This window comes from Pseudomonas pharyngis, from assembly GCF_021602345.1.
Lineage (GTDB): Bacteria > Pseudomonadota > Gammaproteobacteria > Pseudomonadales > Pseudomonadaceae > Aquipseudomonas > Aquipseudomonas pharyngis.
The window spans coordinates 213,294-239,184 of sequence record NZ_BQID01000010.1 but is presented as its reverse complement, the minus strand read 5'-3'; the positions used below and the strand labels follow the sequence as shown (position 1 = coordinate 239,184).

At 61.7% G+C, this 25,891-nt stretch carries 25 protein-coding genes; 14 read left to right on the top strand and 11 right to left on the bottom strand.

The features are described from left to right. The first annotated feature begins 37 nt into the window (after positions 1–37). Positions 38–952, top strand: a complete 915-nt coding sequence (locus L6D74_RS21470) for an alpha/beta hydrolase (RefSeq protein ID WP_103386452.1) — start codon at positions 38–40, stop codon at positions 950–952. Beyond that, positions 949–1,278, top strand: a complete 330-nt coding sequence (locus tag L6D74_RS21465; protein WP_011332651.1) for a PA3694 family proteiin — start codon at positions 949–951, stop codon at positions 1,276–1,278. Before L6D74_RS21470 ends, L6D74_RS21465 begins: the two co-directional genes overlap by 4 nt. Positions 1,279–1,346: 68 nt before the next feature. On the opposite strand, the gene lptF is transcribed toward L6D74_RS21465, so the two are convergent. The 3 genes from lptF to L6D74_RS21450 form a co-directional block, all read right to left on the bottom strand. Further along, positions 1,347–2,141 carry a lipotoxin F family OmpA-related lipoprotein LptF gene (gene lptF, locus L6D74_RS21460; protein ID WP_039769619.1) on the bottom strand — a complete coding sequence of 265 codons (795 nt, stop codon included), beginning with the start codon at positions 2,139–2,141 and terminating at the stop codon, positions 1,347–1,349. A gap of 55 nt (positions 2,142–2,196) precedes the next feature. Further along, entirely contained in the window at positions 2,197–2,601 is a 405-nt protein-coding gene (locus L6D74_RS21455) for a DUF4398 domain-containing protein (protein WP_011332653.1), read from the bottom strand. A gap of 365 nt (positions 2,602–2,966) precedes the next feature. Beyond that, positions 2,967–3,311: a hypothetical protein gene (locus tag L6D74_RS21450; RefSeq protein ID WP_011332654.1), complete on the bottom strand. Its 345-nt coding sequence runs from the start codon at positions 3,309–3,311 to the stop codon at positions 2,967–2,969. A 214-nt stretch (positions 3,312–3,525) separates the two neighbouring features. On the opposite strand from L6D74_RS21450, the gene ppc reads away from it, so the two are divergent. The 7 genes from ppc to L6D74_RS21415 all read left to right on the top strand — a co-directional run bounded on the left by ppc (position 3,526) and on the right by L6D74_RS21415 (position 10,826). Continuing rightward, positions 3,526–6,156, top strand: a complete 2,631-nt coding sequence (gene ppc, locus L6D74_RS21445; RefSeq protein WP_221398791.1) for a phosphoenolpyruvate carboxylase — start codon at positions 3,526–3,528, stop codon at positions 6,154–6,156. A gap of 288 nt (positions 6,157–6,444) precedes the next feature. Beyond that, positions 6,445–7,095: an adenylate kinase gene (gene adk / locus L6D74_RS21440; protein ID WP_064593717.1), complete on the top strand. Its 651-nt coding sequence runs from the start codon at positions 6,445–6,447 to the stop codon at positions 7,093–7,095. Between the two features lie 93 nt (positions 7,096–7,188). Beyond that, on the top strand, positions 7,189–7,863 hold the full coding sequence (tsaB, locus tag L6D74_RS21435; protein WP_236190279.1) for a tRNA (adenosine(37)-N6)-threonylcarbamoyltransferase complex dimerization subunit type 1 TsaB: 675 nt from the start codon (positions 7,189–7,191) through the stop codon (positions 7,861–7,863). Between the two features lie 230 nt (positions 7,864–8,093). Then, a complete protein-coding gene (locus tag L6D74_RS21430) occupies positions 8,094–8,402 on the top strand; it encodes a hypothetical protein (protein WP_007954720.1) in 309 nt (102 codons plus the stop codon). Then, positions 8,402–9,262, top strand: a complete 861-nt coding sequence (locus L6D74_RS21425; RefSeq protein WP_039769627.1) for a DUF72 domain-containing protein — start codon at positions 8,402–8,404, stop codon at positions 9,260–9,262. Before L6D74_RS21430 ends, L6D74_RS21425 begins: the two co-directional genes overlap by 1 nt. A 32-nt stretch (positions 9,263–9,294) precedes the next feature. Further along, positions 9,295–10,131 carry an isocitrate lyase/PEP mutase family protein gene (locus tag L6D74_RS21420; protein ID WP_236190278.1) on the top strand — a complete coding sequence of 279 codons (837 nt, stop codon included), beginning with the start codon at positions 9,295–9,297 and terminating at the stop codon, positions 10,129–10,131. Positions 10,132–10,133: 2 nt separating this feature from the next. Then, positions 10,134–10,826: an extensin-like domain-containing protein gene (locus tag L6D74_RS21415; protein ID WP_236190276.1), complete on the top strand. Its 693-nt coding sequence runs from the start codon at positions 10,134–10,136 to the stop codon at positions 10,824–10,826. A gap of 4 nt (positions 10,827–10,830) precedes the next feature. On the opposite strand, the gene L6D74_RS21410 is transcribed toward L6D74_RS21415, so the two are convergent. After that, positions 10,831–11,445 carry a hypothetical protein gene (locus L6D74_RS21410; protein ID WP_064593729.1) on the bottom strand — a complete coding sequence of 205 codons (615 nt, stop codon included), beginning with the start codon at positions 11,443–11,445 and terminating at the stop codon, positions 10,831–10,833. Positions 11,446–11,538: 93 nt separating this feature from the next. Between L6D74_RS21410 and L6D74_RS21405 the strand changes: the two genes are divergently transcribed. Then, positions 11,539–12,321, top strand: a complete 783-nt coding sequence (locus L6D74_RS21405; RefSeq protein ID WP_236190274.1) for a class I SAM-dependent methyltransferase — start codon at positions 11,539–11,541, stop codon at positions 12,319–12,321. Positions 12,322–12,366: 45 nt separating this feature from the next. On the opposite strand, the gene L6D74_RS21400 is transcribed toward L6D74_RS21405, so the two are convergent. Further along, a complete protein-coding gene (locus L6D74_RS21400; protein ID WP_236190273.1) occupies positions 12,367–13,002 on the bottom strand; it encodes a TetR/AcrR family transcriptional regulator in 636 nt (211 codons plus the stop codon). Positions 13,003–13,096: 94 nt separating this feature from the next. On the opposite strand from L6D74_RS21400, the gene L6D74_RS21395 reads away from it, so the two are divergent. The 3 genes from L6D74_RS21395 to L6D74_RS21385 all read left to right on the top strand — a co-directional run bounded on the left by L6D74_RS21395 (position 13,097) and on the right by L6D74_RS21385 (position 19,249). Further along, positions 13,097–14,197: an efflux RND transporter periplasmic adaptor subunit gene (locus tag L6D74_RS21395; RefSeq protein ID WP_064593735.1), complete on the top strand. Its 1,101-nt coding sequence runs from the start codon at positions 13,097–13,099 to the stop codon at positions 14,195–14,197. A 6-nt stretch (positions 14,198–14,203) separates the two neighbouring features. Next, positions 14,204–17,272 (top strand): efflux RND transporter permease subunit, encoded by a 3,069-nt coding sequence (locus tag L6D74_RS21390; protein WP_236190272.1) that lies wholly within the window; start codon positions 14,204–14,206, stop codon positions 17,270–17,272. Positions 17,273–17,854: 582 nt separating this feature from the next. Further along, positions 17,855–19,249: a Fic family protein gene (locus L6D74_RS21385; RefSeq protein WP_236190271.1), complete on the top strand. Its 1,395-nt coding sequence runs from the start codon at positions 17,855–17,857 to the stop codon at positions 19,247–19,249. Here the strand turns inward: L6D74_RS21385 and L6D74_RS21380 are convergent. Genes L6D74_RS21380 through plsB form a run of 3 tightly spaced genes read right to left on the bottom strand, consistent with a single transcriptional unit; the run spans position 19,246 to position 22,916 of the window. Next, positions 19,246–19,935: a DUF4197 domain-containing protein gene (locus L6D74_RS21380; RefSeq protein ID WP_011332665.1), complete on the bottom strand. Its 690-nt coding sequence runs from the start codon at positions 19,933–19,935 to the stop codon at positions 19,246–19,248. The genes L6D74_RS21385 and L6D74_RS21380 overlap by 4 nt on opposite strands. A gap of 26 nt (positions 19,936–19,961) precedes the next feature. After that, positions 19,962–20,360 carry a YbaY family lipoprotein gene (locus L6D74_RS21375; RefSeq protein ID WP_127797051.1) on the bottom strand — a complete coding sequence of 133 codons (399 nt, stop codon included), beginning with the start codon at positions 20,358–20,360 and terminating at the stop codon, positions 19,962–19,964. Positions 20,361–20,411: 51 nt separating this feature from the next. Beyond that, the gene (gene plsB / locus L6D74_RS21370; RefSeq protein ID WP_103386562.1) at positions 20,412–22,916 is read right to left on the bottom strand and encodes a glycerol-3-phosphate 1-O-acyltransferase PlsB; all 2,505 of its coding nucleotides are present in this window, start codon (positions 22,914–22,916) and stop codon (positions 20,412–20,414) included. 237 nt (positions 22,917–23,153) lie between these two features. Between plsB and L6D74_RS21365 the strand changes: the two genes are divergently transcribed. Beyond that, positions 23,154–23,363: a cold shock domain-containing protein gene (locus L6D74_RS21365; RefSeq protein ID WP_007954750.1), complete on the top strand. Its 210-nt coding sequence runs from the start codon at positions 23,154–23,156 to the stop codon at positions 23,361–23,363. 92 nt (positions 23,364–23,455) lie between these two features. On the opposite strand, the gene L6D74_RS21360 is transcribed toward L6D74_RS21365, so the two are convergent. From L6D74_RS21360 to dapE, 3 genes are all read right to left on the bottom strand, one after another. Beyond that, positions 23,456–23,833 carry a hypothetical protein gene (locus tag L6D74_RS21360; RefSeq protein ID WP_236190270.1) on the bottom strand — a complete coding sequence of 126 codons (378 nt, stop codon included), beginning with the start codon at positions 23,831–23,833 and terminating at the stop codon, positions 23,456–23,458. Positions 23,834–23,908: 75 nt separating this feature from the next. Further along, the gene (locus L6D74_RS21355) at positions 23,909–24,718 is read right to left on the bottom strand and encodes a putative RNA methyltransferase (RefSeq protein ID WP_236190269.1); all 810 of its coding nucleotides are present in this window, start codon (positions 24,716–24,718) and stop codon (positions 23,909–23,911) included. Further along, entirely contained in the window at positions 24,718–25,869 is a 1,152-nt protein-coding gene (gene dapE / locus L6D74_RS21350; RefSeq protein ID WP_221398802.1) for a succinyl-diaminopimelate desuccinylase, read from the bottom strand. The genes L6D74_RS21355 and dapE overlap by 1 nt, the downstream gene beginning before the upstream one ends. Between the last annotated feature and the right edge of the window lie 22 nt (positions 25,870–25,891).

The following is a 25,891-nucleotide window of genomic DNA, read 5'->3' as shown; positions in this document are numbered from 1 at the left end:
GGGTTGTGTTTCAACTCTCTTCGCGAGGTTTCACCGGATGAGAATCCTCGGCATCCTTTGCCTGCTCCTGACCCTCGGCGGTTGCAGTTCCTTGCTGTTCTACCCTGAACCGGGGCAGATCTTCACCCCGGAAAAGGCCAAGCTCGAATACCGCACCGTCACCCTGACCACCGCCGACGGCCTCAAGCTGAATGCCTGGTGGCTGCCGGCCAAACCCGGGGTTGAGGTCAAGGGCACGGTGCTGCACCTGCACGGCAACGGCGGCAATTTGCCGATGCACCTGGGCGGGAGCTGGTGGTTGCCGAAGAACGGCTATCAAGTGCTACTGGTGGACTATCGCGGTTACGGTTTGTCCGAGGGCGAACCGAGCCTGCCGGCGATCTATCAGGACATCGATGCCGCCTTCGCCTGGCTGGACAAGGCGCCGGAGGTCAAAGGCAAGCCGCTGGTGCTGCTGGGCCAGAGTCTCGGCGGGGCGATGGCGGTGCATTGGCTGGTGCAACATCCGCAAAGGCAAAAACAGCTCAAGGCCCTGGTACTCGACGGCGTGCCCGCCAGTTACCGCAGCGTCGGCCAATACGCCCTCAGCACTTCATGGTTGACCTGGCCGTTTCAGGTGCCGCTGTCATGGCTGGTGCCGGACAGCGACAGTGCGATCAACGCCATGCCGCAGCTCAACGGCGTGCCGAAACTGATCTTCCACAGCCTCGACGATCCGCTGGTGCCCCTTTCCAACGGCATCCGTCTGTATCAAGCTGCGCCGCCACCGCGTGTGCTGCAGCTGACCCGGGGCGGGCATGTGCAGACCTTCGGCGACCCGGTCTGGCGTCAGGTGATGCTGCGCTACCTCGACGATCCCGAACACTTCAACGGCCTGCGCCGCCTCGGCGAGATCCCGAATTATCCAACACCCCCGAATTCTGAAGACGAACCACCAGAGAGTCCGCAATGAGTGAAGAACGTAACGCCATCCCGCTGATCATCACCGGCATCTGCAGTATCCTCGGCACCGTCGGCGCCCTGTGGTACTACGGCTACCTGCACTTCGCCAAACCCGAGGATGCGTTGCTGCTCAACGACTTCACCATGCTCAAGACCGTTCCCGGCGAAGACTACAAGGTCTCCCTGACCCCGGCGCCGCAAGTGGCGCAATGCATCGATGGCGTGCTGGTGCTGTTCGACACCGAACAGAAAGGCCTGACCGGGGTGCTGGTCAACAGTCAGAAAAAGGCTGTGCGCTGCATGGGCCAGGAAACCCCGCAGAAGCTCGAAGAGTAAATCTGCGACGGACAAAAAAGCCCCGCCTGATCAAATCAGGCGGGGCTTTTCATTTACCGCTCAGCGAATCAGTGCGCGGTCGAGCTCACGGCCGAACGCGGCATCACTGGCTGGTTGTCGTTGGAAATGGTCACTTCCACGCGACGGTTCATCGCACGGCCCGAGACCGAGGTGTTATCCGCCACCGGGTATTCCTTGCCATAACCCTGTACGACGATACGCGAAGGGTCTACACCCATCTTGATCAGCGCAACCTGCACCGAAGTCGCGCGACGCTCGGACAGCGACTGGTTGTAGCTCGCGGTACCGGTGCTGTCGGTGTAGCCCTCGACGATCACTTTGCGATCAGGGTTTTCCTGGAGGAACTGCGCCAGTTTGTTGATGTTCACCAGACCGCTGGATTTCAGGTCGGCCTTGTTGGTGGCGAACAGCACGTCACCGAAAGTCACCAGCGTGCCGCGATCGGTCTGCTTGGCGTTGAGGCTGTCCTGCAGCTGTTTGATCTGCTGATCGCGGGCATCCAGACGGGCCTGGGCACGTTGGGCGGCGGCGTTCTTCAGGTTGTTTTCAGCGGTGCGCAGAGCGATGGTCTGCTTGGCCACTTCTACGCGCTGGTTGGTCAGATAAGCCAGTTGATCGACCTTGGCGGCGTCCTCTTTATCCAGATAAGCCTTGTCGGCCTTGTCCAGATAGTCGCTGGCGTCCTTGGTTTCCAGCGCTGCGACCTTGCTTGCCTGCGGGTTGGCCTGCAGGCCGGCGTAGTTGGTGCGTGCCTGTTCCAGGTTCGGGTTGGGCGGCGTGGAGCAGGCAGCCAGGGCAACGCTTGCAGCCAGGAGAGCGGGGATCATCAGTTGTTTACGCATAATCGTTCGTCCTTTATATCGATAAGAGTTTCAGCCTTGCGGTCGGGATGCGCGCTTACTGCACTGGGCGCTGACTTTCCTGACGCAGTTCCTGAACACCTTTCTGGGAGTCCTTCACAGCCAGTTCGGCCTTGGCTGCCTGAGCCTTGCGTTCGGCGACGCGGGCATCCCACTCGGCCTGCTCGGACAAGCGACGGGCTTCGTCATACTTCTTGTCGTGCATGGCGATTTCGGCTTGCTTCAGCTTGTCCTGAGCCTGCTTCATCTCCACTGCGGCGAACTCGGTACCGCCGGCGCTGACCGCGCTGTTGACTGCCGATTGAGTGACTGCGTATTGCTCGGTCGGTGGATTGCCGGCACAACCGGCCAGCACGAAGCTGGTGCCGATGGCCAGAGCAGCCAGTTTCAGACCGCGCAGGTGGGAGAACGAGGTTTGGGTCTTCATGGTCTTCAACTCCATTGGTTAACTCCTTGGAAGCTTCGAAATCCATCCTGGTCGAGGAGTGACAACCGTCGTGTGTCAGCGCGTTTTGAAACGCTCGTTCCAGGCGTGGTTACCTGTTCCGACCGAAGGCATTTTTCAAAAGTTCAGAAAAGATGGCCCATCGCCAAAAAAAACTTTGACCGAACGGACAGGGCTCTAAACCGGGAACTTTGGCGGTGGGCAGAGGTACGCGCGGGCGAGAAACGGCGCAAAAGCAGAGGGGGGACACAGTCCCTGTGGGAGCTGGCTTGCCAGCGATGAGGCCATCAAATACAGCACATGTGCTGCTGAACTGACGCCATCGAGGGCAAACCATTCCCACCGTTCTGAAGGGGCAGGAATCAGTGTTTCTGTTTCCCGGCAGCAGCCGACAAGTCATGCAGATGACGCCGTGACAACGCGAGAAAACGCGGGGTCGGGCCGACATCCTCATACAGCGGATCGCCTTCTTCGTCGGTGGCGACCACGGTCGAGCCTTTCACATACGGCAGGCTCGCTTCGAACTCCTCGAGGGCGGCGCCGATCAGCTCGCCGAGCAGTTCTTCGGCATGGCGTTTAGGGTACATCTCGGCAATCGCCGCCAGCCGTGCGGCGGCTTCCACGTCCAGATGAATCGTGTAGCCGGTATCGGTCAGGCGACCCTTGGCGGTTTCTTCCCAATGCTGGGCGAGTTCACGGATTTTCATAAAAACCTCATGTCGCACCTGCTCATGGCAGGTCTTGGTGAGTGTCCGGCGTCTGCCGGCGGCAAGCCGTTGTGCGGCTTACTGTTGAGACTAGCTGCAACCCTCAAGGTTTAAAGTCCCTTCGTCGTCTGCTTGTAAGAAGCGTTCCAGAGCGGCACTCTCTGTTCATCCACTCACTTGCGATCCGTCACCGATTACTGCTGGAGAGATGCTGATGACCGATATTGATGCACGCTTGCGCGAAGACGTTCACCTGCTCGGTGAGCTGTTGGGCAACACCATTCGTGACCAGTACGGCGAGGCGTTTCTCGACAAGATCGAGCAGATTCGCAAGGGCGCCAAGGCCGACCGGCGCGGCTCGATGGACGCCGAACTCAGCGCCAGCCTCAATCAATTGAGCGAAGACGAACTGCTGCCGGTGGCGCGCGCGTTCAACCAGTTTCTCAACCTGGCGAACATCGCCGAGCAGTACCAGCTCATTCATCGCCGGGAAGAGACCCAGGCCGCGCCGTTCGAGTCCCGCGTGCTGCCGGAACTGCTCGCCCGCCTGCGCAACGAAGGGCACAGCGCCGAATCCCTGGCTCGGCAACTGGCGCGGCTGGAAATCGAACTGGTGCTCACCGCGCACCCGACCGAAGTGGCCCGGCGCACGCTGATCCAGAAGTACGACGCGATTGCCGCGCAACTGGCAGCCCAAGATCATCGTGACTTGACCACGACCGAACGCGAGCAGATCCACAACACCCTGCAACGCCTGATCGCCGAAGCCTGGCACACCGAAGAAATCCGCCGCACCCGACCGACCCCGGTGGACGAAGCCAAGTGGGGGTTTGCGGTGATCGAACATTCGCTGTGGCAGGCGATTCCCCACCATATGCGCAAGGCCGATCAGGCGCTGTTCGCCGCTACCGGTTTGCGCTTGCCGCTGGAAGCTGCGCCGATCCGCTTCGCTTCGTGGATGGGCGGCGACCGTGACGGCAACCCGAACGTGACCGCTGCCGTGACCCGCGAAGTGCTGTTGCTGGCACGCTGGATGGCGGCGGATCTGTACCTGCGTGACGTCGATCACCTGGCCGCCGAACTGTCGATGCAGCAGGCCAGCGAAGCGCTCAAGGCCCGGGCCGGCGACAGTGCCGAGCCGTATCGGGCAGTGCTCAAACAATTGCGTGAACGGCTGCGCGCCACGCGTAACTGGGCCCATGCATCGCTGACCGCAACCACCCCGGCACCGGCCGATGTGCTGCACAACAACCGCGACCTGCTCGATCCGCTGGAGCTGTGTTTCAACTCGCTGCACGAATGCGGCATGGGCGTGATCGCCGATGGGCCGTTGCTCGATTGCCTGCGCCGGGCCGTGACCTTCGGTCTGTTCCTGGTGCGACTCGATGTGCGTCAGGACTCGTCCCGCCATAGCGCGGCCATGAGCGAAATCACCGATTACCTCGGCCTCGGCAAATACGAGGAGTGGGACGAAGAACAGCGCATCAGCTTCCTGACCCGCGAACTGCAAAACCGTCGGCCGTTGCTGCCGGCGCATTTCAAACCCTCGGCCGACACCGCCGAAGTGCTCGCCACCTGCAAGGAAATCGCCGCCGCGCCGGGCGCTTCGCTGGGCTCCTACGTGATCTCCATGGCCGGTGCCGCTTCCGATGTGCTCGCGGTGCAGTTGCTGCTCAAGGAATCCGGCGTACTGCGGCCGATGCGCGTGGTGCCGCTGTTCGAAACCCTCGCCGACCTCGACAACGCCGGCCCGGTGATCGAACGCCTGTTGCTGCTGCCGGGTTACCGCGCGCGCCTGCAAGGCCCGCAGGAAGTGATGATCGGCTATTCCGACTCGGCCAAGGACGCCGGCACTACCGCCGCGGCCTGGGCGCAGTACCGGGCGCAGGAGCGGCTGGTGGAAATCTGCCGTGAGCAGCAAGTCGAACTGCTGCTGTTCCACGGTCGCGGTGGCACCGTGGGCCGGGGTGGCGGTCCGGCGCACGCGGCGATTCTGTCGCAGCCGCCGGGGTCGGTGGCCGGACGTTTCCGCACCACCGAGCAGGGGGAAATGATTCGATTCAAATTCGGCCTGCCGGACATCGCCGAGCAAAACCTCAATCTGTATCTGGCGGCGGTGCTCGAAGCGACCCTGTTGCCTCCGCCGCCACCGACTCCCGAATGGCGGCATCTGATGGACGAACTGGCCGCCGACGGCGTCGCTGCTTACCGTGCGGTGGTGCGGGAGAATCCGCAATTCGTCGAGTATTTCCGCCAGTCCACACCGGAGCAGGAGTTGGGCCGCTTGCCATTGGGCAGCCGTCCGGCCAAGCGCCGTGCTGGTGGCATCGAAAGCCTGCGGGCGATTCCGTGGATCTTCGGTTGGACCCAGACCCGCCTGATGCTGCCGGCCTGGCTCGGCTGGGAAACCGCACTGAACAATGCGCTGGAGCGCGGCGAAGGCGAGTTGCTGGGGCAGATGCGCGAGCAGTGGCCGTTCTTCCGCACCCGCATCGACATGCTGGAAATGGTGCTGGCCAAGGCCGACGCCGATATCGCGCTGTCCTACGACGAGCGTCTGGTGGAGCCGGAGTTGCTGCCGTTGGGTGCGCACTTACGCGACCTATTGTCGCAGGCCTGTTCCGTTGTCCTCGGCCTGACCGGTCAGTCGCAGCTACTGGCACATAGCCCAGACACCCTGGAATTCATCCGTCTGCGCAACACCTACCTCGACCCGCTGCATCTATTGCAGGCCGAGTTGCTGGCGCGTTCGCGGCAGCAGAATGTCGAGCAGGGCAGCCCGGTGGAACAGGCGTTGCTGGTGTCTGTGGCGGGGATTGCCGCCGGTTTGCGAAATACCGGCTAAGGTTTTCTGCGTGGGGCGGGGCACCCGGGGCGAACCTCGGGTGCCGTTTATTGACTGTAGGAAAAATGCGGTCAGGCGACAGTTAATGATGGGGTTGCGACTTGGGGAACCGCGTCGCAAGGTCGCGGCGGGCGCCGGTTTCTCCGACTTTTGGCGTCTTGTGTGGGCGCAGCCTGCTGTGTATCTTGATCAGCCTTTGGCCGTTTGGGCGGCCACGACCCGTTTTATGAGATTGGCCCCACGAGGCGAATCCATTGTTTTTTATATAAAAAATTGAGGAGCACATCGATGCGCGTCATTCTGCTGGGAGCTCCCGGGGCCGGTAAAGGTACTCAGGCTAAGTTCATCACCGAGAAATTCGGCATTCCGCAAATCTCCACCGGCGACATGCTGCGTGCTGCGGTCAAGGCCGGCACCGAGCTGGGCATCAAGGCCAAGAGCATCATGGATGCCGGCGGCCTGGTGTCGGATGACCTGATCATCGCGCTGGTCAAGGACCGTATCGCTCAAGCCGATTGTGCCAAGGGTTTCCTGTTCGATGGCTTCCCGCGCACCATTCCTCAGGCTGAAGCGCTGGTGACTGCCGGTGTCGAGCTGGACGCCGTGGTCGAAATCGCCGTTGAAGACGAAGAAATCGTTCAGCGTATCGCCGGTCGTCGCGTTCACGAGGCCAGCGGCCGCGTTTACCACATCGTCTACAACCCGCCGAAACTGGCCGGTAAAGACGACATCACCGGCGAAGAGCTGGTACAGCGCAAGGACGACACCGAAGAAACCGTGCGTCATCGCCTGTCGGTCTACCATTCGCAGACCAAGCCGCTGGTGGAGTTCTACCAGAACCTGTCCGCCAAAAACGGTGGCAAGCCGAAGTACAGCCATATCCCTGGCGTCGGTTCGGTTGAAGCGATCACTGCCAAGGTGCTTGAAGCCCTGAGCTGAAAAACCTGATCCGCTGCATCATCCACGGCCCGCTTGCGGGCCGTAGTTGTTTATACTGGCGCACTTTTCCCCACCTGATTTACGGACACATCGATGAGCACCTTGCTGGCCCTGGACACCGCGACTGAAGCTTGCTCCGTTGCCTTGCTGCATGACGGCAAGGTCACGAGCCATTACGAGGTGATCCCGCGCCTGCACGCGCAGAAACTGCTGCCGATGATCCAGCAACTGCTGGCCGACGCCGGCACCACCCTGCAAGCGGTGGACGCCGTCGCCTTCGGACGTGGCCCGGGCGCATTCACCGGTGTGCGGATTGCCATTGGCGTGGTGCAAGGCCTGGCCTTTGCGCTGGATCGCCCGGTGTTGCCGGTGTCGAACCTGGCCGTGCTGGCGCAACGGGCTTATCGCGAGCACGGCGTGAGCCAGGTCGCGGCTGCCATCGATGCGCGGATGGATGAGGTGTATTGGGGCTGCTACCGCGAGACGGCCGGGGAGATGCGTCTGGTCGGCGCCGAGGCGGTGCTGCCGCCGGAAGTCGCTGCGCTGCCGGACGATGCTTCGGGTGACTGGTTCGGTGCCGGCACGGGCTGGGGTTATGGCGAACGCATCGCTGTAAACCTGAGCGGATCCGATGCCGGCATGCTGCCCCATGCCGAAGACCTGCTGACCCTGGCGCGATTTGCCTGGGAGCGCGGTGAAGCGATTCCGGCAGACGACGCCCAGCCGGTTTACCTGCGCGACAAAGTGGCCACCCCCAAGGCTCGTTGATCCTCGAAATCAAGTTTTCCCAATCGCGAGCAGGCTCGCTCCCACATGAGTATTGCAAGCCTTGTGGGAGCGAGCCTGCTCGCGATGCGCTCGTCGGCAAACGCCAATCGTCCGTTTCTAACCCCGCGCTTTAAACCTTTTGCCTTTTATGTGTTCTAGTTATCACTCGGCGATTTGCTAAGTCGGTCAGGTGCCGCTAAATTGCCATCATCGATACCGAGCATGACTTTATGCGTATAGACGGCGTTTCCACTCATTCCTACCCCATCAAGCGCAAGCCTCGCAAAGGCAATCCGGCGCTGGATGAGTCCGTCGACGATATCGACGGCGAGCTGGAATTCCCGACCGAAGAGCAACTGGCTGCCCGTGCCGCCAAAGCCACCGCGCAACGCCTGAGCAATCTGCCCGCCCGCCAACAAGACATGATTTATCACCGCGCGATGAAGAAAAGCGTGGCCATGGCCCTGGCCAGCTACCTGAGCACCGCCGGTTTTGTCGATTGGGATGCAGACGTGCTGGGCCTCGATCTGTACATCTGATGGATTTGCCTTACTACCTCGGTTGCCCGTCCTGGAGCGAAAACGCCTGGCGCGAGTATCTGTATCCGGTAGACGCCAAGACCTCCGATTTCCTCGGACTCTATTCACAAGTGTTCAACGCCGTGGAAGGCAACACGACCTTCTACGCCAGCCCGTCGCCGGCCACCGTGCAGCGTTGGGCCGAGGTGATGCCGGAGCACTTTCGCTTCACCGCCAAGTTTCCCGGTGACATCAGCCACAGCGGCGACCTGCGCGATCAACTGACTGCCGCCGAAACCTTCCTCCAGTTGCTCAAGCCGCTCGGTGAGCGCGTCTCGCCAATGTGGCTGCAACTGTCGAAAAGCTTCACCCCGCACCGCTTGCCGGAGCTCGCCGCGTTCATCGATGCGCTGGATTGCCCGCTGGCGGTGGAAGTGCGCCACGAACAGTTCTTCGCCAAGGGTGAGAGTGAGCGACTGCTCAACCGGCTGCTGCTGGATCGCGGCGTGGAGCGCATCTGCCTTGATCCGCGCGCCTTGTTCAGTTGCCTGTCGACCGAGTCGTCGGTGATCCACGCTCAATCGAAAAAGCCCCGCGTTCCGACGCGTCCGGCGGCGTTCACCCAGTTCCCGCAGGTGCGCTTCATCGGCCATCCGGAGCTTGAGGCCAACGATCCGTTTCTGGTGCCGTGGGTGGCTAAAATCGCCGAGTGGATCGAAGAGGGCCGCACGCCGTACATCTTCCTGCACACCGCCGACAACATTCTTGCGGCGAAGCTGGCGCAACGTTTTCACGCACAACTGATGCAACGTTTGCCTGGCCTGCGACCCTTGCCTGAGCTATACAGAGAACCCGCCGCCGAGCAACTTGGCCTGCTCTGAGGCGGATTTCTTTGCTGCCCAGGAGCCTGCCGATGGACGCCCAAGCCCGTCAACAACAAGCCCGTAAAGCCGAAGCCTTCAAAGCCCTGCACGAACGCCCCGGGATTTTCGTGATTCCCAATCCGTGGGATGCCGGTTCCGCCAGGATGCTCGCCAATCTCGGCTATCAGGCGCTGGCGACCACCAGCGCCGGCTATGCGTTTTCCCAAGGCAAACCCGATGGCGGCCTGAGTCTCGACGATACCCTGGCCAATGTCCGGGCGATTGTCGCGGCCACCGATCTGCCGGTGGCGGTGGATCTGGAAAACGGCTTCGCCGATGCCCCGGCCGAATCGGCACAAAGTCTGATCCGCGCCGCCGAGGCGGGCGCTGTGGGTGGCTCGATCGAAGATGCCACCGGCCGGGAAGACTCGCCGATCTACTGCTTCGAACACGCGGTGGCACGGATCGAAGCCGCCGTCGCTGCCGTGCGCACCTTGCCGTTTCCCTTCACCCTGACCGCTCGAGCGGAAAACTACCTGCACGGCAATCCCGATCTCAACGACACCATCCGCCGCTTGCAGGCCTTTGCCGAAGCTGGCGCCGATGTGTTGTACGCGCCGGGCCTGCGCACCGCCGAAGAAGTCCTCGCGGTAGTGCGCGCAGTGGCGCCGAAACCGGTCAATGTGTTGATGTCCGGCGGCTTGAAACTGACCGTGCAGGAGCTGGAAGAAATGGGCGTGAAGCGGATCAGCACCGGCTCGGCGCTGGCACTGGCGGCATTGGGTGAGTTTCTCCGCGCGGCGGAAGAAATCCAGCAGTCCGGCACGTTCACCTTCACCTCCCGTTCGATGCCGTACGCCAAGGCCAATCAATTCTTCAAGGGATGAGCATGGGGCGCTGGCTGCTGTTGGCAGGGCTGCTGATCATTGGTGGCGGGCTGATCGGCGTCTGGCGCGGCTGGCTCAATGTGCCGCCGCAGTGGAACCCGTGGGCGCCACTGGACGTGCAGGCGACGCCCAACTGGCTCACGGGTTACAAGTTGATGCGCCTGCGCAGCGATCCGCTGTTGTGCCAGCAGGCATTGGGCAGCTCCGGCCTGCGGGTTTCGCCACAGGCCGACAGTCCGGATGCCAAATGTCCGTTGATCAGCGCTTTGCGCGTGCAGGGCGGCGGGGTGGGGCTCAGCAGCAGCTTTCTCGCCAGTTGCCCGTTGGCCGTGGCGTTTGCGATGTTCGAGCGCCACACGTTGCAACCGGCGGCGCAGCAGGCCTACGGTCAGCCTGTGGCGCGGGTCGATCACCTCGGCAGCTTCGCCTGCCGCAACGTCTACAACCGCGATAGCGGCGCGCTCAGCCGCCATGCCAGTGCCGATGCGCTGGACATCGCCGGCTTCCGGCTGGCGGATGGTCGTGCGATCAGCGTGCTCAAGGACTGGCCGAAGCAAAACCGGGACGCGCAGTTTCTACGGCAGGTGCGCGACGGTGCCTGCGAGGCGTTCAGTGTGGTGTTGAGTCCGGATTACAACGCCGCCCATCGCAATCACTTTCATGTCGATGTCGGGCGCTGGAGCGTGTGTCGCTGAGGGATCAGGCGGCGATGCGCAGGTTCTGCTGAACGATTGGGCGCACCCAGCCGTTATCGAAGTCCAGGGCTTTCTGCTGCTCGACGATGGCTTCCGGCGGGAACGGCGGGTATGGCTGCAGCAGATCCAGATCGAACTCGGCAATCGGCAGGTACAGCGGTTTTTTCTGCGGGGCAGGGCCCGGCTCCGGAATCGGCTGGCCGTTGTTGATCACGACCGGACGAACCCAGCTGCTGTCGAAATCCTGCTGCTTTTGCTGAGTCTTGATTTCTTCTGGCGGGAACGGAGGGTACGGCTCGGCCAGTGTCATGTCGATTTCGGCGATCGGCAGGAACAGCGGCTCCGGCGGACGCACCTCGGTTTCAACCACATCGCATTCGCGCTGGCTGACGATGTGCGCGTGCAGTTCGCTGCCGACAGTCGGTTCTTCAGGGCTTTCCAGGTCAACCGGTGGGAACGTGCCGCAGGCCGGCACCACATCACTCGATTGCTCGGCCAGTGCCTGGGCAAAAAAATCCTGCCACAGGTGGCTGACGCCGCCCAATGCTTGAGTGTTATGACGGCTGAAATCGCCTGTGGGCGAAAGGTAGCCAATCGATGTGGGAAGAATGCCTGACATTTTTTTCGGTTGACGCTCAGCTCTGGCAAAATGCGCGTTGATTGGGTTATCGGCGGTTTTTGCCGATCCTTAACTTTTTTGAGCGTGTTTTCCATGATTGAGCAACCCGCGGCCTGCCGCATCCATGTCGAGGCCCTCGGCCCGACGTTCGAAGCGCAGGCCGAGCAGTGGGCGCAGCGCCTGGATCTGCCGTTGCAGGTGGCTGACGGCGAGTTCGCCTTGCAGGTCGGCGAGCAGGGTTTGCAGCTGCAACAGCTGGGGCCGGATGCGCCGGGGCCGGTGCGGGTGGACTTTGTCGAGGGTGGCGCGGCCCATCGCCGGTTGTACGGCGGTGGCAGCGGGCAGATGATCGCCAAGGCGGTCGGCATCGCCCAAGGCGTGCGTCCACGGGTGCTGGATGCCACGGCAGGGCTGGGCAAGGATGCGTTCGTGCTGGCCAGTCTTGGTTGCGAGATGAGCCTGATCGAGCGCCAGCCATTGATCGGCGCGTTGCTGGAAGATGGTCTGGCCCGCGCGGCTGAAGACTTCGAGGTGGCGCCGATCGTGGCGCGGATGAAGCTGCTCAAGGGCAACTCCATCGACGTGATGCGCAATTGGGAGAGCGAGCCGCCGCAGGTGATCTACCTCGACCCGATGTTCCCGCACCGTGAGAAAACCGCGCTGGTGAAGAAGGAAATGCGCCTGTTCCGCCCGTTGGTAGGCGATGACCCGGATGCACCGGCCTTGCTGGAAGCGGCGTTGGCGCTGGCCACGCACCGGGTGGTGGTCAAGCGCCCGCGCAAGGCGCCGTGCATCGAAGGGCCGAAGCCGAGCCATGCGCTGGATGGCAAATCCAGCCGCTATGACATCTACCCGAAGAAAGCGCTCAAGGCCTGAGCCGTCGCATAAGAAAATCCCACGCATGGCGTGGGATTTTTGTTTTCAGGGTCGAAAGGCCCGCATGAACAGCTCGACCACTTCCTGCACATGATTTTCCGCCGCCTCGTCGGTCAGCGGCTCACCGCAGCCGTACAACAGACGGAAATTCCCGGCGCCCTTGATCAGGCAAAAGAAGTGTTCGGCGGCGTTGTGCGGGTTGTCGATGCTCAGCACGCCGGTTTCGTGGATCCGCCGCAGCAAACGTTCCATGCCCTGCACCATGCGCTGAGGGCCGGCCTCGAAGAAGATCAGTGACAGGTTGGGATCCTGACTGCCCAAGGCCATGATCAGACGATGCAGGTTCACCGATTCATCGCTGTTGATCAGGTGATGAAAACCTCGCGCAATGTTCAGCAACACATTTTCCACCGCGATGCCGTCCGGCAATTCGAAAAACAGCGGTGGCAATTGCTCCTCGCATTTGGCCACCACGGCGGCAGAGAACAGCGTCTCCTTGTCGTTGAAATGGCTGTAGACCGTCAGCTTCGACACGCCAGCCTCGGCGGCCACCGCGTCCATGCTGGTGTTGGCATAGCCATGACTCAGGAACAGGATTTTTGCCGCCTCGAGGATCGCCTGGCGCTTGGCCGGATCCTTCGGTCGGCCCGGGCCGTTTGGAGTGGAAAGATTGTTCGACATTCTTCGCTTTTAATACTGGACTGGTGAGTTTGCTATTAATAACATACCGGCCAGTATAATTATTCCAAGCCTCCTTAGCGAAAGGTCCTTCACCATGTTCCGCCATGCGTTGTCCTTTGCGGTGCCAGTCAGTCTGGCTTTTTTATTGTCGGCGTGTGGCAAGGAAGAGGTAACGCAAGTCAGCGTGCGACCGGCCATGGTAGTGCAGCCAGAGCCTTCGGCGCAGGCGATGGAAAGTTATCCGGGCGAGGTTCGCGCCCGCTACGAACCCGATCTGGCGTTCCGCATCGGCGGCAAAGTCAGCCGACGACTGGTCGAGGAAGGCCAGCGCGTGAAGGCCGATCAGCCACTCGCCGAGCTCGATCCGCAGGATGTACGCCTGCAACTGGAAGCCACCCGAGCCCAAGTCGCGGCGGCCGAAGCCAACCTGAACCTGGTGCGTGCCGAGCGTGACCGCTACAAGACCCTGATGGAACGGCAGATGGTCAGCCGCTCGGCCTACGACAATGCCGAAAATCTCTATCGCTCCGGCGAGGCCCGCCTCAAACAGATCAAAGCCGAATTCAACGTCTCGACCAATCAGGCCAGTTACGCCGTGCTGCGCGCGCCCCAGGATGGCGTGGTGGCCAAGCGTTCGGTGGAAGTCGGGCAAGTGGTCGCCGCCGGGCAGACCGTTTTCACTCTCGCCACTGACGGCGAACGGGAAGTGCTGATCAGCCTGCCGGAGCAGAGCTTCGGCCGCTTCAAGGTCGGCCAGCCGGTCTCGGTGGAGTTGTGGACGCAACAGAACCAGCGCTTCGCCGGGCAGATCCGCGAGCTGTCGCCGGCGGCCGATCCGAAATCCCGCACCTTCGCCGCACGCATTTCATTCACCGCCGGCAAGGTCCCGGCAGAACTGGGCCAGAGCGCCCGGGTCTTCGTGCAGACCGCCGATGTCATCCCGCTGTCGGTGCCGCTCTCGGCACTGACGGCCGAAAACGGCGCGACCTACGTCTGGGTCGTCAGCGCCAACAACACCCTGAAAAAGACCCCGGTGCGCGTCGGCCCATTCGGTGAGAAAACCGTGCCGGTGCTCGAAGGCCTGAACGCCAGCGACTGGGTGGTCGCCGCTGGCGTTCACGTATTGCTGGAAGGGCAGCAGGTGCGTCCGGTGGATCGCTCCAACCGCGTGGTCAATCTGGCGGACAAGGAGTAATCCCCGATGGGTTTCAATCTTTCCGCCTGGGCGCTGCGCAATCGCCAGATCGTACTGTTCCTGATGCTTTTGCTGGCGATTGTCGGTGCCTTGTCCTACACCAAGCTCGGCCAGAGCGAAGACCCGCCGTTCACCTTCAAGGCGATGGTCATCCAGACCCGCTGGCCCGGCGCAACGGCTCAGGAAGTCTCGCGCCAGGTTACCGAACGCATCGAAAAGAAACTGATGGAAACCGGCGAGTACGAGCGGATCGTTTCGTTCTCGCGCCCCGGTGAATCCCAGGTCACGTTCATTGCCCGCGACTCGATGCATTCGGTGGAGATTCCGGATCTCTGGTATCAGGTGCGCAAGAAAGTCAGCGACATTCGCCAGACCCTGCCGCCGGGCATTCAGGGGCCGTTTTTCAACGATGAGTTCGGCACCACCTTCGGCAATATCTATGCGCTGACCGGCGACGGTTTCGACTACGCGGTGCTCAAGGATTACGCCGACCGCATCCAGATCCAGCTGCAACGGGTCAAGGACGTGGGCAAGGTCGATCTGCTCGGTTTGCAGGACGAGAAGGTCTGGGTCGAATTGTCCAACGTCAAACTCGCCACCCTCGGCTTGCCGCTGGCAGCCGTGCAGCAGGCGCTGGAGGAACAGAACGCGGTGTCCACCGCAGGGTTTTTCGAAACCGGCAGCGAGCGTTTGCAGCTGCGGGTGTCGGGGAATTTTCAGACAGTCGACGAGATCAAGAACTTCCCGATCCGGGTCGGGGATCGTACGTTCCGCATCTCCGATGTCGCTGACGTGCGGCGTGGTTTCAACGATCCTCCGGCACCGCGCATGCGCTTCATGGGCGAAGACGCCATCGGCCTTGCGGTGGCGATGAAGGACGGCGGCGACATTCTGGTGCTGGGCAAGGCTCTGGAAATCGAGTTCGCCCGCATCCAGAAAAACCTCCCGGCCGGCATGCAATTGCGCAAGGTCTCCGATCAGCCCGCAGCTGTGAAAACCGGCGTCGGCGAGTTCGTCCAGGTGCTGGTCGAAGCGCTGGCCATCGTGTTGCTGGTGAGCTTCTTTTCCCTCGGCGTGCGCACCGGCATGGTGGTGGCGCTGACCATTCCGCTGGTGCTGGCGATGACGTTCGCCTGCATGTATTACCTCGGCATCGGCCTGCACAAGATTTCCCTCGGTGCGCTGGTACTGGCGCTGGGCTTGCTGGTGGACGACGCGATCATCGCCGTGGAAATGATGGCGATCAAAATGGAGCAGGGTTTCGACCGGATCAAGGCTGCCAGTTATGCCTGGACCAGCACCGCGTTCCCGATGCTCACCGGTACGCTGATTACGGCCGCAGGCTTCCTGCCGATTGCCACGGCGCAGTCCGGCACCGGCGAATACACTCGCTCGATCTTCCAGGTGGTGACCATCGCCTTGCTCGCATCCTGGGTAGCGGCGGTGGTGTTCGTGCCGTATCTGGGGGAAAAACTCCTGCCGGATCTGGCGAAAATTCATGCGGCCAAACACGGTGCGGCTGACGGCCAAACCGATCCCTATGGCACGCCGTTCTACCAACGGGTGCGGCGTCTGGTGGAGTGGTGCGTACGTCGGCGCAAAACCGTGATCGTGCTCACCGTGCTGCTATTTGTTGCGTCGCTGGCGTTGTTCCGGTTCGTGCCGCAGCAGTTCTTCCCGGCTTCCGGGCGACTGGAGCTGATGGTCGATCTGAAGCTTGCCGAGGGCGCCTCGCTGGCCAATACCACGGCCGAAGTCAAACGGCTGGAAGCGATGCTCAAGGATCACGCCGGCATCGACAACTATGTCGCTTACGTCGGCACCGGTTCGCCACGTTTCTACCTGCCGCTGGATCAACAACTGCCGGCGGCGAGCTTCGCCCAGTTTGTCGTTCTGGCGAAAACCATCGAGGAGCGCGAAGCCCTGCGCACCTGGCTGATCGACACGTTGAACGAGCAGTTCCCGGCCTTGCGCTCGCGGGTCACGCGCCTGGAAAACGGTCCTCCGGTTGGCTATCCGGTGCAGTTCCGCGTCACCGGCGAGCACATCGAGGAAGTCCGTGCACTGGCCCGGAAAGTCGCGGCCAAGGTGCGCGAGAACCCGCATGTGGTCAACGTGCATCTGGACTGGGAAGAGCCGAGCAAGGTTGTGTACCTGAACATCGATCAGGATCGCGCCCGGGCACTGGGTGTGAGCACGGCGAATCTGGCGAAATTCCTCCAGAGTTCGCTGACCGGCTCCAGCGTCAGCCAGTACCGCGAGGACAACGAACTGATCGAAATCCTCCTGCGCGGCACCGTGCACGAGCGCACCGAATTGTCGTTGCTGCCGAGTCTGGCGGTGCCGACCGACAACGGTCGCAGCGTCGCGCTGTCGCAGATTGCCACGCTGGAATATGGCTTCGAGGAAGGCATCATCTGGCACCGCAATCGTCTGCCGAACGTGACCGTGCGGGCGGACATCTATGGCAAGGAACAACCGGCAACGCTGGTGAAGCAGATCATGCCGACGCTTGATCCGATCCGCGCCGAATTGCCGGACGGCTATCTGCTGGATGTCGGCGGTACGGTGGAGGATTCGGAGCGTGGACAGAAGTCGGTGAACGCCGGGGTGCCGATGTTCATTGTCGTGGTGCTGACGTTGCTGATGGTGCAGTTGCGCAGTTTTTCGCGCACGGCGATGGTGTTTCTGACGGCGCCGCTGGGGTTGATCGGGGTGACGCTGTTTCTGCTGGTGTTCCGTCAGCCGTTCGGGTTTGTGGCGATGCTCGGGACGATCGCGCTGTCGGGGATGATCATGCGTAACTCGGTGATTCTGGTGGATCAGATCGAGCAGGACATCGCCGCCGGGCTCAAGCCGTGGCAGGCGATTATCGAGGCGACCGTGCGGCGGTTCCGGCCGATTGTGTTGACGGCGCTGGCGGCGGTGCTGGCGATGATTCCGCTTTCTCGCAGTGTGTTTTTTGGGCCGATGGCGGTGGCGATTATGGGGGGGTTGATTGTTGCTACTGCTTTGACGCTTTTGTTTTTGCCGGCGTTGTATGCGGCTTGGTTCAGGGTTCGCAAGGAGGCTTGAGGCTGTTTGAGCGTGGCGGCCTTTGGGCCGACCATGCTCTTGGGGTTTTGGGTGAATATCCGTTTCTGCGGGTGTTGCGGCTGGCGGTTTCGCCCTTACGGCGAGTCCCTTTTTCAAACGCCAAAAAGGAACCAAAAGGCTGGGCCCCGGCGTTCGGCCCCTCGCGGGGGCTCGGGGTTCCTTCGCTCCGGGATTCATCCGGGGGCATCGCCTACGGTTTGCTTCGCTGCACCTCCTCTCGATGTGTTTGGCTTCGCCAAACGGTCGCTGCGCTCCCACCCCCGGATAAATCCCTCCACTCAGCCGGCCGAAGGGGCCGGCACGTCAAAAGCGGTACTCGAGCTAACGCTCATCGTGTTGAGTGGTTTGGCTACGCCATATTTTTGAGGAAACCCGTGTCAACTGTGGGAGCTAGCCTGCTAGCGATGGCGGTCTGTGGGCCGATCTTTTCTTTTGGGAGCAAGCAGCTTTGTAGGACCTTGCGCCGTCTCCTACGTTTTTTTCAGACGCCTCCGATATTGAGTCGCTGTGTTGGCGGTGCTGTACTCGAGGCTGTTTTTCAGCCTTGGTTGAGCAGCGTTGATGAAGAAACCGCCGGTATTGAAAGGTCGGGCCGATCCGGTCTTTGAGTTGTTGATGCGCGCGCCTCACAAGCAGCGTCTGGCGGACTATCTTGCGTTGCTCAAGCCGCTGGATGATCGGGGGCGGTATCTGCCTTTTGAGGATTTGCGGTATCGCTGGGCCAGCGGGCTGGATTCGCGTTTGTGTTGGGCGTTGGTCAAGAAGGCGCGGGCCGCTCAGTACATTCATCTTCTGCCTTTGGGGGAGCCGGCGCAGTGGGGAAAGTTTGTGCCGACGCCAACCGCGCAGAAGGCCCTTTCAGTGGTTGATCGGCAAACCACGACGGCGTCGCTGGAGTACATGACCAGCCAGATAGGCGAGCGGGCGCATTTCAGTTATTTGCTTAACGATCTGATCGAGGATGAGGCGATCAGCAGCAGTCAGCTGGAAGGCGCCGCGACCACTACCCGCGTTGCCAAGGACATGCTCAAGCAATGGCGTCAGCCCCGGACGCCGGATGAGCGGATGGTGATGGGTAATTTCCGGATGATGAATTTCGCCTGGGAAAAACGTTTCGAGCCTTTGAGCGTGGAGTTGATTGCGTCAATCCATCGAGTCGGTGTCGAGGGTATTGATGACGAGCAGTACGACCCCGGACTTTTCAGGACGAACGATGAAGTGGTGGTGCAGGACGGCGAAGGAAATACCGTGCACTCGCCACCGCCTGCGGTCGGATTGGTGAGGCGACTGGATTTGCTCTCGCAGTGGATCAATCAACCACAGGGTTCACCTCGGCAAAAAAACTACCTGCATCCGCTGATCAAGGCGATCACGCTGCACTTTGCCCTGGGCTATGAACATCCCTTTCGCGATGGCAACGGGCGGGTCGCCAGGGCGCTGTTTTACTGGTTCATGTTCAAGCATGAGTTTTCGGCGTTCCGCTATATCGCGATCAGTCTTTTGCTGCGCAACGCGCCGGTAAAGTACGGGCGGTCGTATTTGCACAGCGAGGCTGATGAGCTCGACCTGACGTACTTCATCGAGTTTCAGTGTTCCGTGATTTTGCGGGCGGTGGAGGGTTTTACCGATGTGTACCGCAAGAGTGTGGCGTACAGCGAAGGCTTCGAGCGCTGGTTGACCTGTTCGGGCTTTTTTGATCGGCTGACAGAGCGGCAGCGGGCCATTTATCAGGTGGCCAGGAGCGGGGTGGCGAAGGAGTTCACGGCGGGGAACGTCAAGGAGCATCTTGGTTGTGCCTACAACACAGCGGTGTCGGCGTTGAGCGGGTTGGTTGAGCTGCAGGTTTTCGAGAAGAAGAAAATGGGACGCGAGTGGGTGTACTTTTTACGTGTGTCTGCAGGCGACGGATTGAACAACGGGAGTGAGAAAATTCACTCCCGTGTGGTGCCGGTTTAGAGCGTACCGAACACTTTTTTCGCCAGACTCGTCGCCGCAGCGGCCGGGTTCTTGCGGATGGTTTCTTCCTGTTTGCCGATCATTTCGAACAGGCCGTTGAGCGCTTGTTCGGTCACGTAGCTTTCGATGTTGGCGCTCTTCGCATCCACTACGCCGAAGGTTGCGGCCTGGCCGGCGAAGGCGTTGTATTTCTGGGCTACGCCGACCTTGTCGGTCGCCTGTTTGACGATCGGCAGGAACTTGGTGCGGATCTGTTCGCGGCTGGATTTGTCCAGGTATTGAGTAGCGGAGTCGTTGCCGCCGCTGAGGATGCCTTTGGCGTCTTCCACGCTCATTTTCTTCACGGCGTCGACGAGGATCGGCTGGGCCTGGGTGACGGCGGTTTCCGCGGCCTTGTTCATGGCGGTTTCCAGTTCTTCAACTTGAGCGCCCATGCCGAAGGCTTTCATCTTGCCGGCGACTTTCCCGAGTTTGCCCGGCAGTTCGATCTTCACGTCCGGGTTGTTGCTGAAACCGCCCGGGGTGCCGAGTTGTTTGACGGCCAGTTGCGCGCCCTGGGTCAGGGCATCCTTGAGGCCACCGGTGGCGTCGCCTTGCGACAGGTCGCTGAGGGACAGGGCCAGTGCGTTGGCGGAGATCATCAGGCCCGCGCACAGGCCGGCGAAGCGAAGGGTAGGACGGAGCATGAAAGCTTCCTTGTTTGAAAAGGGCGTTAACGGGCCGAGTCGACGCGGATCTTCAGTGGCTGCGGATCCTTGCCATCAAGCTGCACGGCATGGTTTTCGGTGGTGATGAACATCAGCTCGCCGTTGACTTCAATGCGCGCGCTGACCGAGTAGCGGTGGCCGGGTTTGACCTGGGCCGGATCGTAGCTCAAGTGGAACGGCAGCGGCACCTGGCCTTTGACCGGGCCTTTCTGTTCGTCGAGTACCACGGCCGGAGCGTCGGCCAGCGAAACGTCCTGCAGGCTCACGCTCAAGGTCGCACTGGGCGGCAGGGCGATGCGTTGCAGGTAGAACACTTCGCCGTCGAGGCTGACCTTGCCGGCCGGAGAGGTCGACTGGCAGGCGCTGAGCAGCGTGGCGGCGGCAAGAAGGGAAAGTTTTTTCATCGGAGATCTCCGTATCGACGGCGCCAGAAGAAGCCTGGCGCCTGTAGGAATTTAGTCGCTTTGCACAGGGGCGGCGGGCTGATCGGCCGCATCTTCACTGCGGTGCAGTGCCACCTGACGGATCGACAAGCGAATCTCCGCCGGCAACACCCGTTTGGCCGCGCCTTCGGCCAGTTCGCCGAGCAGTTCGTGGTAGCTCAACTTGCCGGCTTCGTCGCGACGCAGTACGTCGAGGTCGAGCAGGGTCTGGATGAAGTGGCGGAACAGGCTCTTGTCGAAGAACTCCGGTGCGTTCAGGCCATGCAGGATCGACAGGCGCTGGGCCATGACCGTGCACAGGTCTTCCAGCTCTTCGGCGCTGATGCTGTTCTGGCCGCTGTTGAGCAGCAGGGAAACCGTCATGTAGAAGCGTTGCAAGGTTTGGGCGATGCTCTTCGACAGCAGGGTCAGCAGCACGAAATGCCGCGAGCTCGGTGCCGGGCGCAGGTACACGTCTTTCTCGAAACGCAGCAGGCCTTGTTCAACGAACGCTTCCAGCCACTGATCGATCACCGCATCCAGTTCGTCCAGGGTCCAGCGAATGAACAGCTCTGATTGCAGGTACGGATACAGCGCGCGGGTGTAGCGCAGTATCTGTTCGCGGCTCATGCGCGAGGTGCTCTGGAAGAAGCTCGCCAGCAGCGCCGGCAGGGCGAAGATGTGCAGCACGTTGTTGCGGTAGTACGTCATCAGGACGGCGTTCTGCTCGTCCAGATAAAGGATCTTGCCCAGCGCATCGTTCTGCTCGGACAGCAGATCCATGTCCTTCACGTGCTCGATCAGCGCGCGGCCATCGCCTTCCGGCAACGTGGTGTGCGGTGAGTATGGCACCTTGCGCAGCAGCGCCAGATACAGATCCAGCACCCGCGCCATGGCCCGATCATCCAGCGCCAGGCGGGTGGTCGACAGCAGCGCCAGCGCCACCAGGTTGACCGGGTTGATCGCCGCCGCTTCGTTCAGGTGCTGCGCGACTTTTTCGCCGAGGCGATTGGTGGTTTCGTTGAGCCACGCCGGCTTGTACTGCGGGCCGAGTTCCTGCTGGCGCCAGTCGGGCTGTTCGCTGTCGAGGAATTCCGCCAGTTTGATCGGCTCGCCAAAGTTCACCGCCACTTGGCCGAAGCGCTGCTTTAGCGCGCCGATGACTTTGAAGATGTCGAAGATCGATTCTTTCTTCTTGCTCGCGCCACGCAGCTCGCCGAGGTAGGTTCGGCCTTCGAGCACGCGCTCATAACCGATGTACACCGGCACAAACACGATCGGCATCCGCGACGAACGCAGGAAGCTGCGCATGGTGATTGCGAGCATCCCGGTTTTCGGTTGCAGCATGCGCCCGGTACGCGAGCGACCGCCCTCGACGAAGTACTCGACCGGGAAACCTTTGGTGAACAGGGTGTGCAGGTATTCGTTGAACACCGAGGTGTACAGTGGATTGCCCTTGAACGTGCGGCGCATGAAGAACGCGCCGCCACGGCGCAGCAGGCTGCCGATCACCGGCATGTTGAGGTTGATCCCGGCGGCGATGTGCGGCGGGGTCAGGCCATTGCGGAACAGCAAGTACGACAGCAGCAGATAGTCGATGTGGCTGCGGTGGCACGGCACGTAGATCACTTCGTGACCCTGGGCGACCTTCTGCACGCCTTCGATGTGGTTGACCTTGATCCCGTCGTAGATCTTGTTCCAGAACCAGCTCAGCACCACTTCCAGAAAACGGATCGCGGTGTAGGTGTAGTCCGAGGCGATCTCGTTACCGTAGCGCAGGGCCTGGGCCTTGGCTTTTTCCGGGGAGATGTTTTCGCGCTCGGCTTCGTCGAGGATCGCTTGCTTGACCAGCGGCTGGTTGAGCAGGCCTTTGACCAGGTTGCGGCGGTGGGAAATGTCCGGACCGATCACTGCAGCCTTGAGGTTGCGGAAGTGCACCCGCAGGATCCGCTGGGCCATGCGCACCGTGCGCTCGTGGCCCTTGTTGTGTTCGATCAGTTCGCGCAGGTGGATCGGTGCGGAGAATTGCACGCGGGTCTTGCGCCCCAGAATCATGATGCTCAGCAGGCGACGCAGACGCCCGGTGACGGCCCAGCTGTCGGCGAACAGCAGTTTCCACGGGCTGTTTTCGCTGTCCGGCGACTGGCCCCAGAACACGCTGACCGGAATGATCTGCGCGTCTTCGGCAGCGTTCTGGCTGAGGGCGCTGACCAGTCGGGTCAGGGTCGGCGGTGCACCGCGCTTGTCCTGGCGACCGAGCCAGTCCGGGTCCGGCGTCAGGTAGAAAAACGCCGCCGGTTCGATCAGCGAACCCACGGACACCGGCAGCACCGGGCGCGGCAGGCCGGCCTTGGTGCACTCGGTGTCGACCACCGCCAGATCAGTCAGCGATGGATTTTGCAGGACGTAGAACACCGGACGACTGCGGTCGAGGTTGAGGGTGAACGACGACTGGTTGATCGTCTCGGAGCGAACCCAGAGATACAACAGTCGGCGCAAGGTGCCAAACACAAGACGGCGGAACGGGGAACGGGTCATACGGCTTCTGCGTGAGTGGATAAACCGAGCGTTTGCTCGGGCGGTCGACAGTTTGCCGGATTACTCGAAAATCGGCAAAAAAGCGGCGAAGTAATCTCCTGTTGAGAGTTTTGCCGCCTGTCATATACTCGGCGATCTGTCGCCGGGGCCCTTTTATGGACGTCGGACGCAGGCTGACGTTCCTCAAAGGCTTTCCTGCGAAAAGCCTGTTCAATAATAAAAAAGGAGTATGAACAGATGGCAACACGTGAAACCGGCAACGTGAAGTGGTTCAACGACGCCAAGGGCTACGGCTTCATTCAGCGCGAAGACGGGGTGGACGTGTTCGTGCACTATCGCGCGATCCGTGGCGAAGGCCACCGTTCGCTGACCGAGGGTCAGCAGGTTGAATACGCGGTGGTGGAAGGGCAGAAGGGGTTGCAGGCTGAAGACGTGGTCGGGTTGTAAACCGCACTCTTCGGATCCCCGAAAAAACACTGTGGGAGCGGGCAAGTCGAAGCGTCGAACCGCCGCTCCCACAGGTTTTGTGTACGGCTTTGTTATGCAGTTTTCCAGGTGATTTCTTCTTCACCATCGACGCTGATCCGAATCCAGCGATCCGCCGTCTCTTCACCTTCATCCTCGACCCACGTCCCCGGCGCGCAGCGCACTTCGACGTTCAGCGCGGCAAAGGCTGCCCGGGCGCAGGCGATGTCGTCGTCCCAAGGGGTCGCATCGCTTTCCAGGTAAAGGCTGTTCCACTTGCCCACGGCTTTCGGCAGCCAGGTCACCGGGATGTTGCCGGCCTTGCACTTGTACGTCTGACCTTTCTGTACCCAGTCGCTGCACGGGCCGAGGGCGGCGCCCAGCCAGGCGGAAATGGCCTTGTGGTCGACGTCGGCGTCTTTCAGGTAAATCTCGATGTCCGGTTGGCGCATGGATATCCTCACTGCGGGTCTGAAAAATCCATTCGCGGATTTAGCCGGCCCCGGGTCGTTGCCCGAGACCAAAAGTTATTGAAGAACGAAATAATCGTAGCGCATCGAGACCGTGGTCACGAACGGCTCGGTCTGTTCGATGACCGCCGCGCGGCGCTCGGCACTGGCGCGCCAGCCGTGGGGCGTCATCGCCAGCAGGTTGGCGCGATCCTCGGGCTTGTCCAGCGTCAGTTTGAATTCCAGGGTTTCACTGTGCGCCAGCGCCATGCCTTGCGGCACCAGGGCCAAGTGCTTGTCGTCGGTGTATTCGCGCACTTCGTCGTACAGGCGTTCGCGCAGTTCCATCAGATGGCCGCTGGTCGGGCCGACTTTCATCAGACCGCCGCCGACGCTGAGCAGGCGCTTGGCTTCTTCCCAGTCCAACGGACTGAATACACTGGCCAGAAACTGGCAACTGCCGGAGGCCAGTGGCACCCGGGCCATGCTGGCGATCAACCAGGTCAGTGCCGGATTGCGTTTGCAGGCGCGTTTGACCGCTTCCTTCGAGATGTCCAGCGCGTAACCGTCGGCGTCGGGCAAAGCCTCGGCGATCTGCGCGGTGTAGTAACCCTCGCCACAACCGATATCGACCCAGCGCGCCGGCGCATAACTCGCCGCCAGCTCCGCCAGACGCTTGGCCACCGGCGCGTAATGCCCGGCGTTCAGAAAGTCGCGGCGGGCCTCGACCATCGCCTGATTGTCACCGGGATCGCGGCTGTTCTTGTGCTGCACCGGCAGCAGGTTGAGGTAACCCTGGCGCGCACGGTCAAAGCGGTGGCCGGCGGGGCAGACCACGCCGTTGTCCACCGCGTTTAGCGGTTCACTGCAGATCGGGCACGCGAGCATCAGACGAGCAACTTGATCAGGGTCTGGTAGTAGATCTCGGTCAGCACGTCGAGATCGGCCGCCAGCACGCGCTCGTTGACCTGGTGGATGGTTGCGTTGACCGGACCCAGCTCAACAACCTGCGTACCCATGGTCGCGATGAAACGACCGTCGGAGGTGCCGCCGCTGGTGGACGCCTTGGTCTCGCGGCCAGTGATGTCCTTGATGCTCGACGACACCGCGTCGAGCAGCGCACCCGGCTCGGTGAGGAATGGCAGACCGGACAGCGCCCAGTCGATGTGCCAGTCCAGGCCGTGCTTGTCGAGGATGTCGGCGACGCGTTTCTGCAGCCCTTCAACGGTCGACTCGGTGGAGAAGCGGAAGTTGAACACCGCCACCAGATCGCCCGGAATCACGTTGGTCGCGCCGGTGCCGGAGTTGACGTTGGAAATCTGGAAACTGGTCGGCGGGAAGAAGTCGTTGCCGTGATCCCAATGCTCGGCTGCCAGCTCGGCCAGAGCCGGGGCAGCGAGGTGGATCGGGTTCTTCGCCAGATGCGGATAGGCGACGTGGCCCTGGACACCGCGCACGGTCAGTTTGGCGCCGAGGGAGCCGCGACGACCGTTCTTCACCACGTCGCCCACCAGCGTGGTGCTCGACGGTTCGCCGACGATGCACCAGTCCAGACGCTCGTTACGGGCTGCCAGACGCTCGACCACAGCCTTGGTGCCGTGATGCGCCGGGCCTTCTTCGTCGCTGGTGATCAGGAACGCGACCTTGCCCTTGTGATCCGGGTAGTCGGCGACGAAGCGCTCGGCGGCGACTGTCATCGAAGCCAGGCTGCCTTTCATGTCCGCCGCGCCACGGCCGCAGAGCATGCCGTGCTCGTCGATCACTGCGTTGAACGGGTCGATCTGCCAGGCCGTCACCGGGCCGGTTGGTACCACGTCGGTGTGGCCAGCGAAGCACAGCACCGGGCCTTCGTCTTTGCCGTGAGTCGCCCAGAAGTTATCCACATCTTCGATGCGCATCGGTTCCAGCTGGAAACCGGCATCGCCCAGGCGCTGCATCATCTGCTTCTGGCAATCGGCGTCGACCGGCGTCACGGACGGACGGCGGATCAGGTCGATGGCGAGTTGAAGGGTCGGCGAAAGGTCGGCGTGGGCCGTCATGGAAAACTCCGAAAGCTGGGGG

Bases quoted from the DNA above. Each gene is read 5' to 3' on its own strand.
- L6D74_RS21470 (WP_103386452.1), top strand. From the start codon at position 38: ATGAGAATCCTCGGCATCCTTTGCCTGCTCCTGACCCTCGGCGGTTGC.
- L6D74_RS21405 (WP_236190274.1), top strand. From the start codon at position 11,539: ATGATTGAGCAACCCGCGGCCTGCCGCATCCATGTCGAGGCCCTCGGC.
- L6D74_RS21400 (WP_236190273.1), bottom strand. From the start codon at position 13,002: ATGTCGAACAATCTTTCCACTCCAAACGGCCCGGGCCGACCGAAGGAT.
- L6D74_RS21375 (WP_127797051.1), bottom strand. From the start codon at position 20,360: ATGAAAAAACTTTCCCTTCTTGCCGCCGCCACGCTGCTCAGCGCCTGC.
- plsB (WP_103386562.1), bottom strand. From the start codon at position 22,916: ATGACCCGTTCCCCGTTCCGCCGTCTTGTGTTTGGCACCTTGCGCCGA.
- adk (WP_064593717.1), top strand. From the start codon at position 6,445: ATGCGCGTCATTCTGCTGGGAGCTCCCGGGGCCGGTAAAGGTACTCAG.
- ppc (WP_221398791.1), top strand. From the start codon at position 3,526: ATGACCGATATTGATGCACGCTTGCGCGAAGACGTTCACCTGCTCGGT.
- L6D74_RS21430 (WP_007954720.1), top strand. From the start codon at position 8,094: ATGCGTATAGACGGCGTTTCCACTCATTCCTACCCCATCAAGCGCAAG.
- L6D74_RS21365 (WP_007954750.1), top strand. From the start codon at position 23,154: ATGGCAACACGTGAAACCGGCAACGTGAAGTGGTTCAACGACGCCAAG.
- tsaB (WP_236190279.1), top strand. From the start codon at position 7,189: ATGAGCACCTTGCTGGCCCTGGACACCGCGACTGAAGCTTGCTCCGTT.
- L6D74_RS21390 (WP_236190272.1), top strand. From the start codon at position 14,204: ATGGGTTTCAATCTTTCCGCCTGGGCGCTGCGCAATCGCCAGATCGTA.
- L6D74_RS21360 (WP_236190270.1), bottom strand. From the start codon at position 23,833: ATGCGCCAACCGGACATCGAGATTTACCTGAAAGACGCCGACGTCGAC.
- L6D74_RS21455 (WP_011332653.1), bottom strand. From the start codon at position 2,601: ATGGAGTTGAAGACCATGAAGACCCAAACCTCGTTCTCCCACCTGCGC.
- L6D74_RS21425 (WP_039769627.1), top strand. From the start codon at position 8,402: ATGGATTTGCCTTACTACCTCGGTTGCCCGTCCTGGAGCGAAAACGCC.
- L6D74_RS21465 (WP_011332651.1), top strand. From the start codon at position 949: ATGAGTGAAGAACGTAACGCCATCCCGCTGATCATCACCGGCATCTGC.
- L6D74_RS21420 (WP_236190278.1), top strand. From the start codon at position 9,295: ATGGACGCCCAAGCCCGTCAACAACAAGCCCGTAAAGCCGAAGCCTTC.
- L6D74_RS21415 (WP_236190276.1), top strand. From the start codon at position 10,134: ATGGGGCGCTGGCTGCTGTTGGCAGGGCTGCTGATCATTGGTGGCGGG.
- L6D74_RS21355 (WP_236190269.1), bottom strand. From the start codon at position 24,718: ATGCTCGCGTGCCCGATCTGCAGTGAACCGCTAAACGCGGTGGACAAC.
- L6D74_RS21410 (WP_064593729.1), bottom strand. From the start codon at position 11,445: ATGTCAGGCATTCTTCCCACATCGATTGGCTACCTTTCGCCCACAGGC.
- L6D74_RS21395 (WP_064593735.1), top strand. From the start codon at position 13,097: ATGTTCCGCCATGCGTTGTCCTTTGCGGTGCCAGTCAGTCTGGCTTTT.
- dapE (WP_221398802.1), bottom strand. From the start codon at position 25,869: ATGACGGCCCACGCCGACCTTTCGCCGACCCTTCAACTCGCCATCGAC.
- lptF (WP_039769619.1), bottom strand. From the start codon at position 2,141: ATGCGTAAACAACTGATGATCCCCGCTCTCCTGGCTGCAAGCGTTGCC.
- L6D74_RS21380 (WP_011332665.1), bottom strand. From the start codon at position 19,935: ATGCTCCGTCCTACCCTTCGCTTCGCCGGCCTGTGCGCGGGCCTGATG.
- L6D74_RS21450 (WP_011332654.1), bottom strand. From the start codon at position 3,311: ATGAAAATCCGTGAACTCGCCCAGCATTGGGAAGAAACCGCCAAGGGT.
- L6D74_RS21385 (WP_236190271.1), top strand. From the start codon at position 17,855: ATGAAGAAACCGCCGGTATTGAAAGGTCGGGCCGATCCGGTCTTTGAG.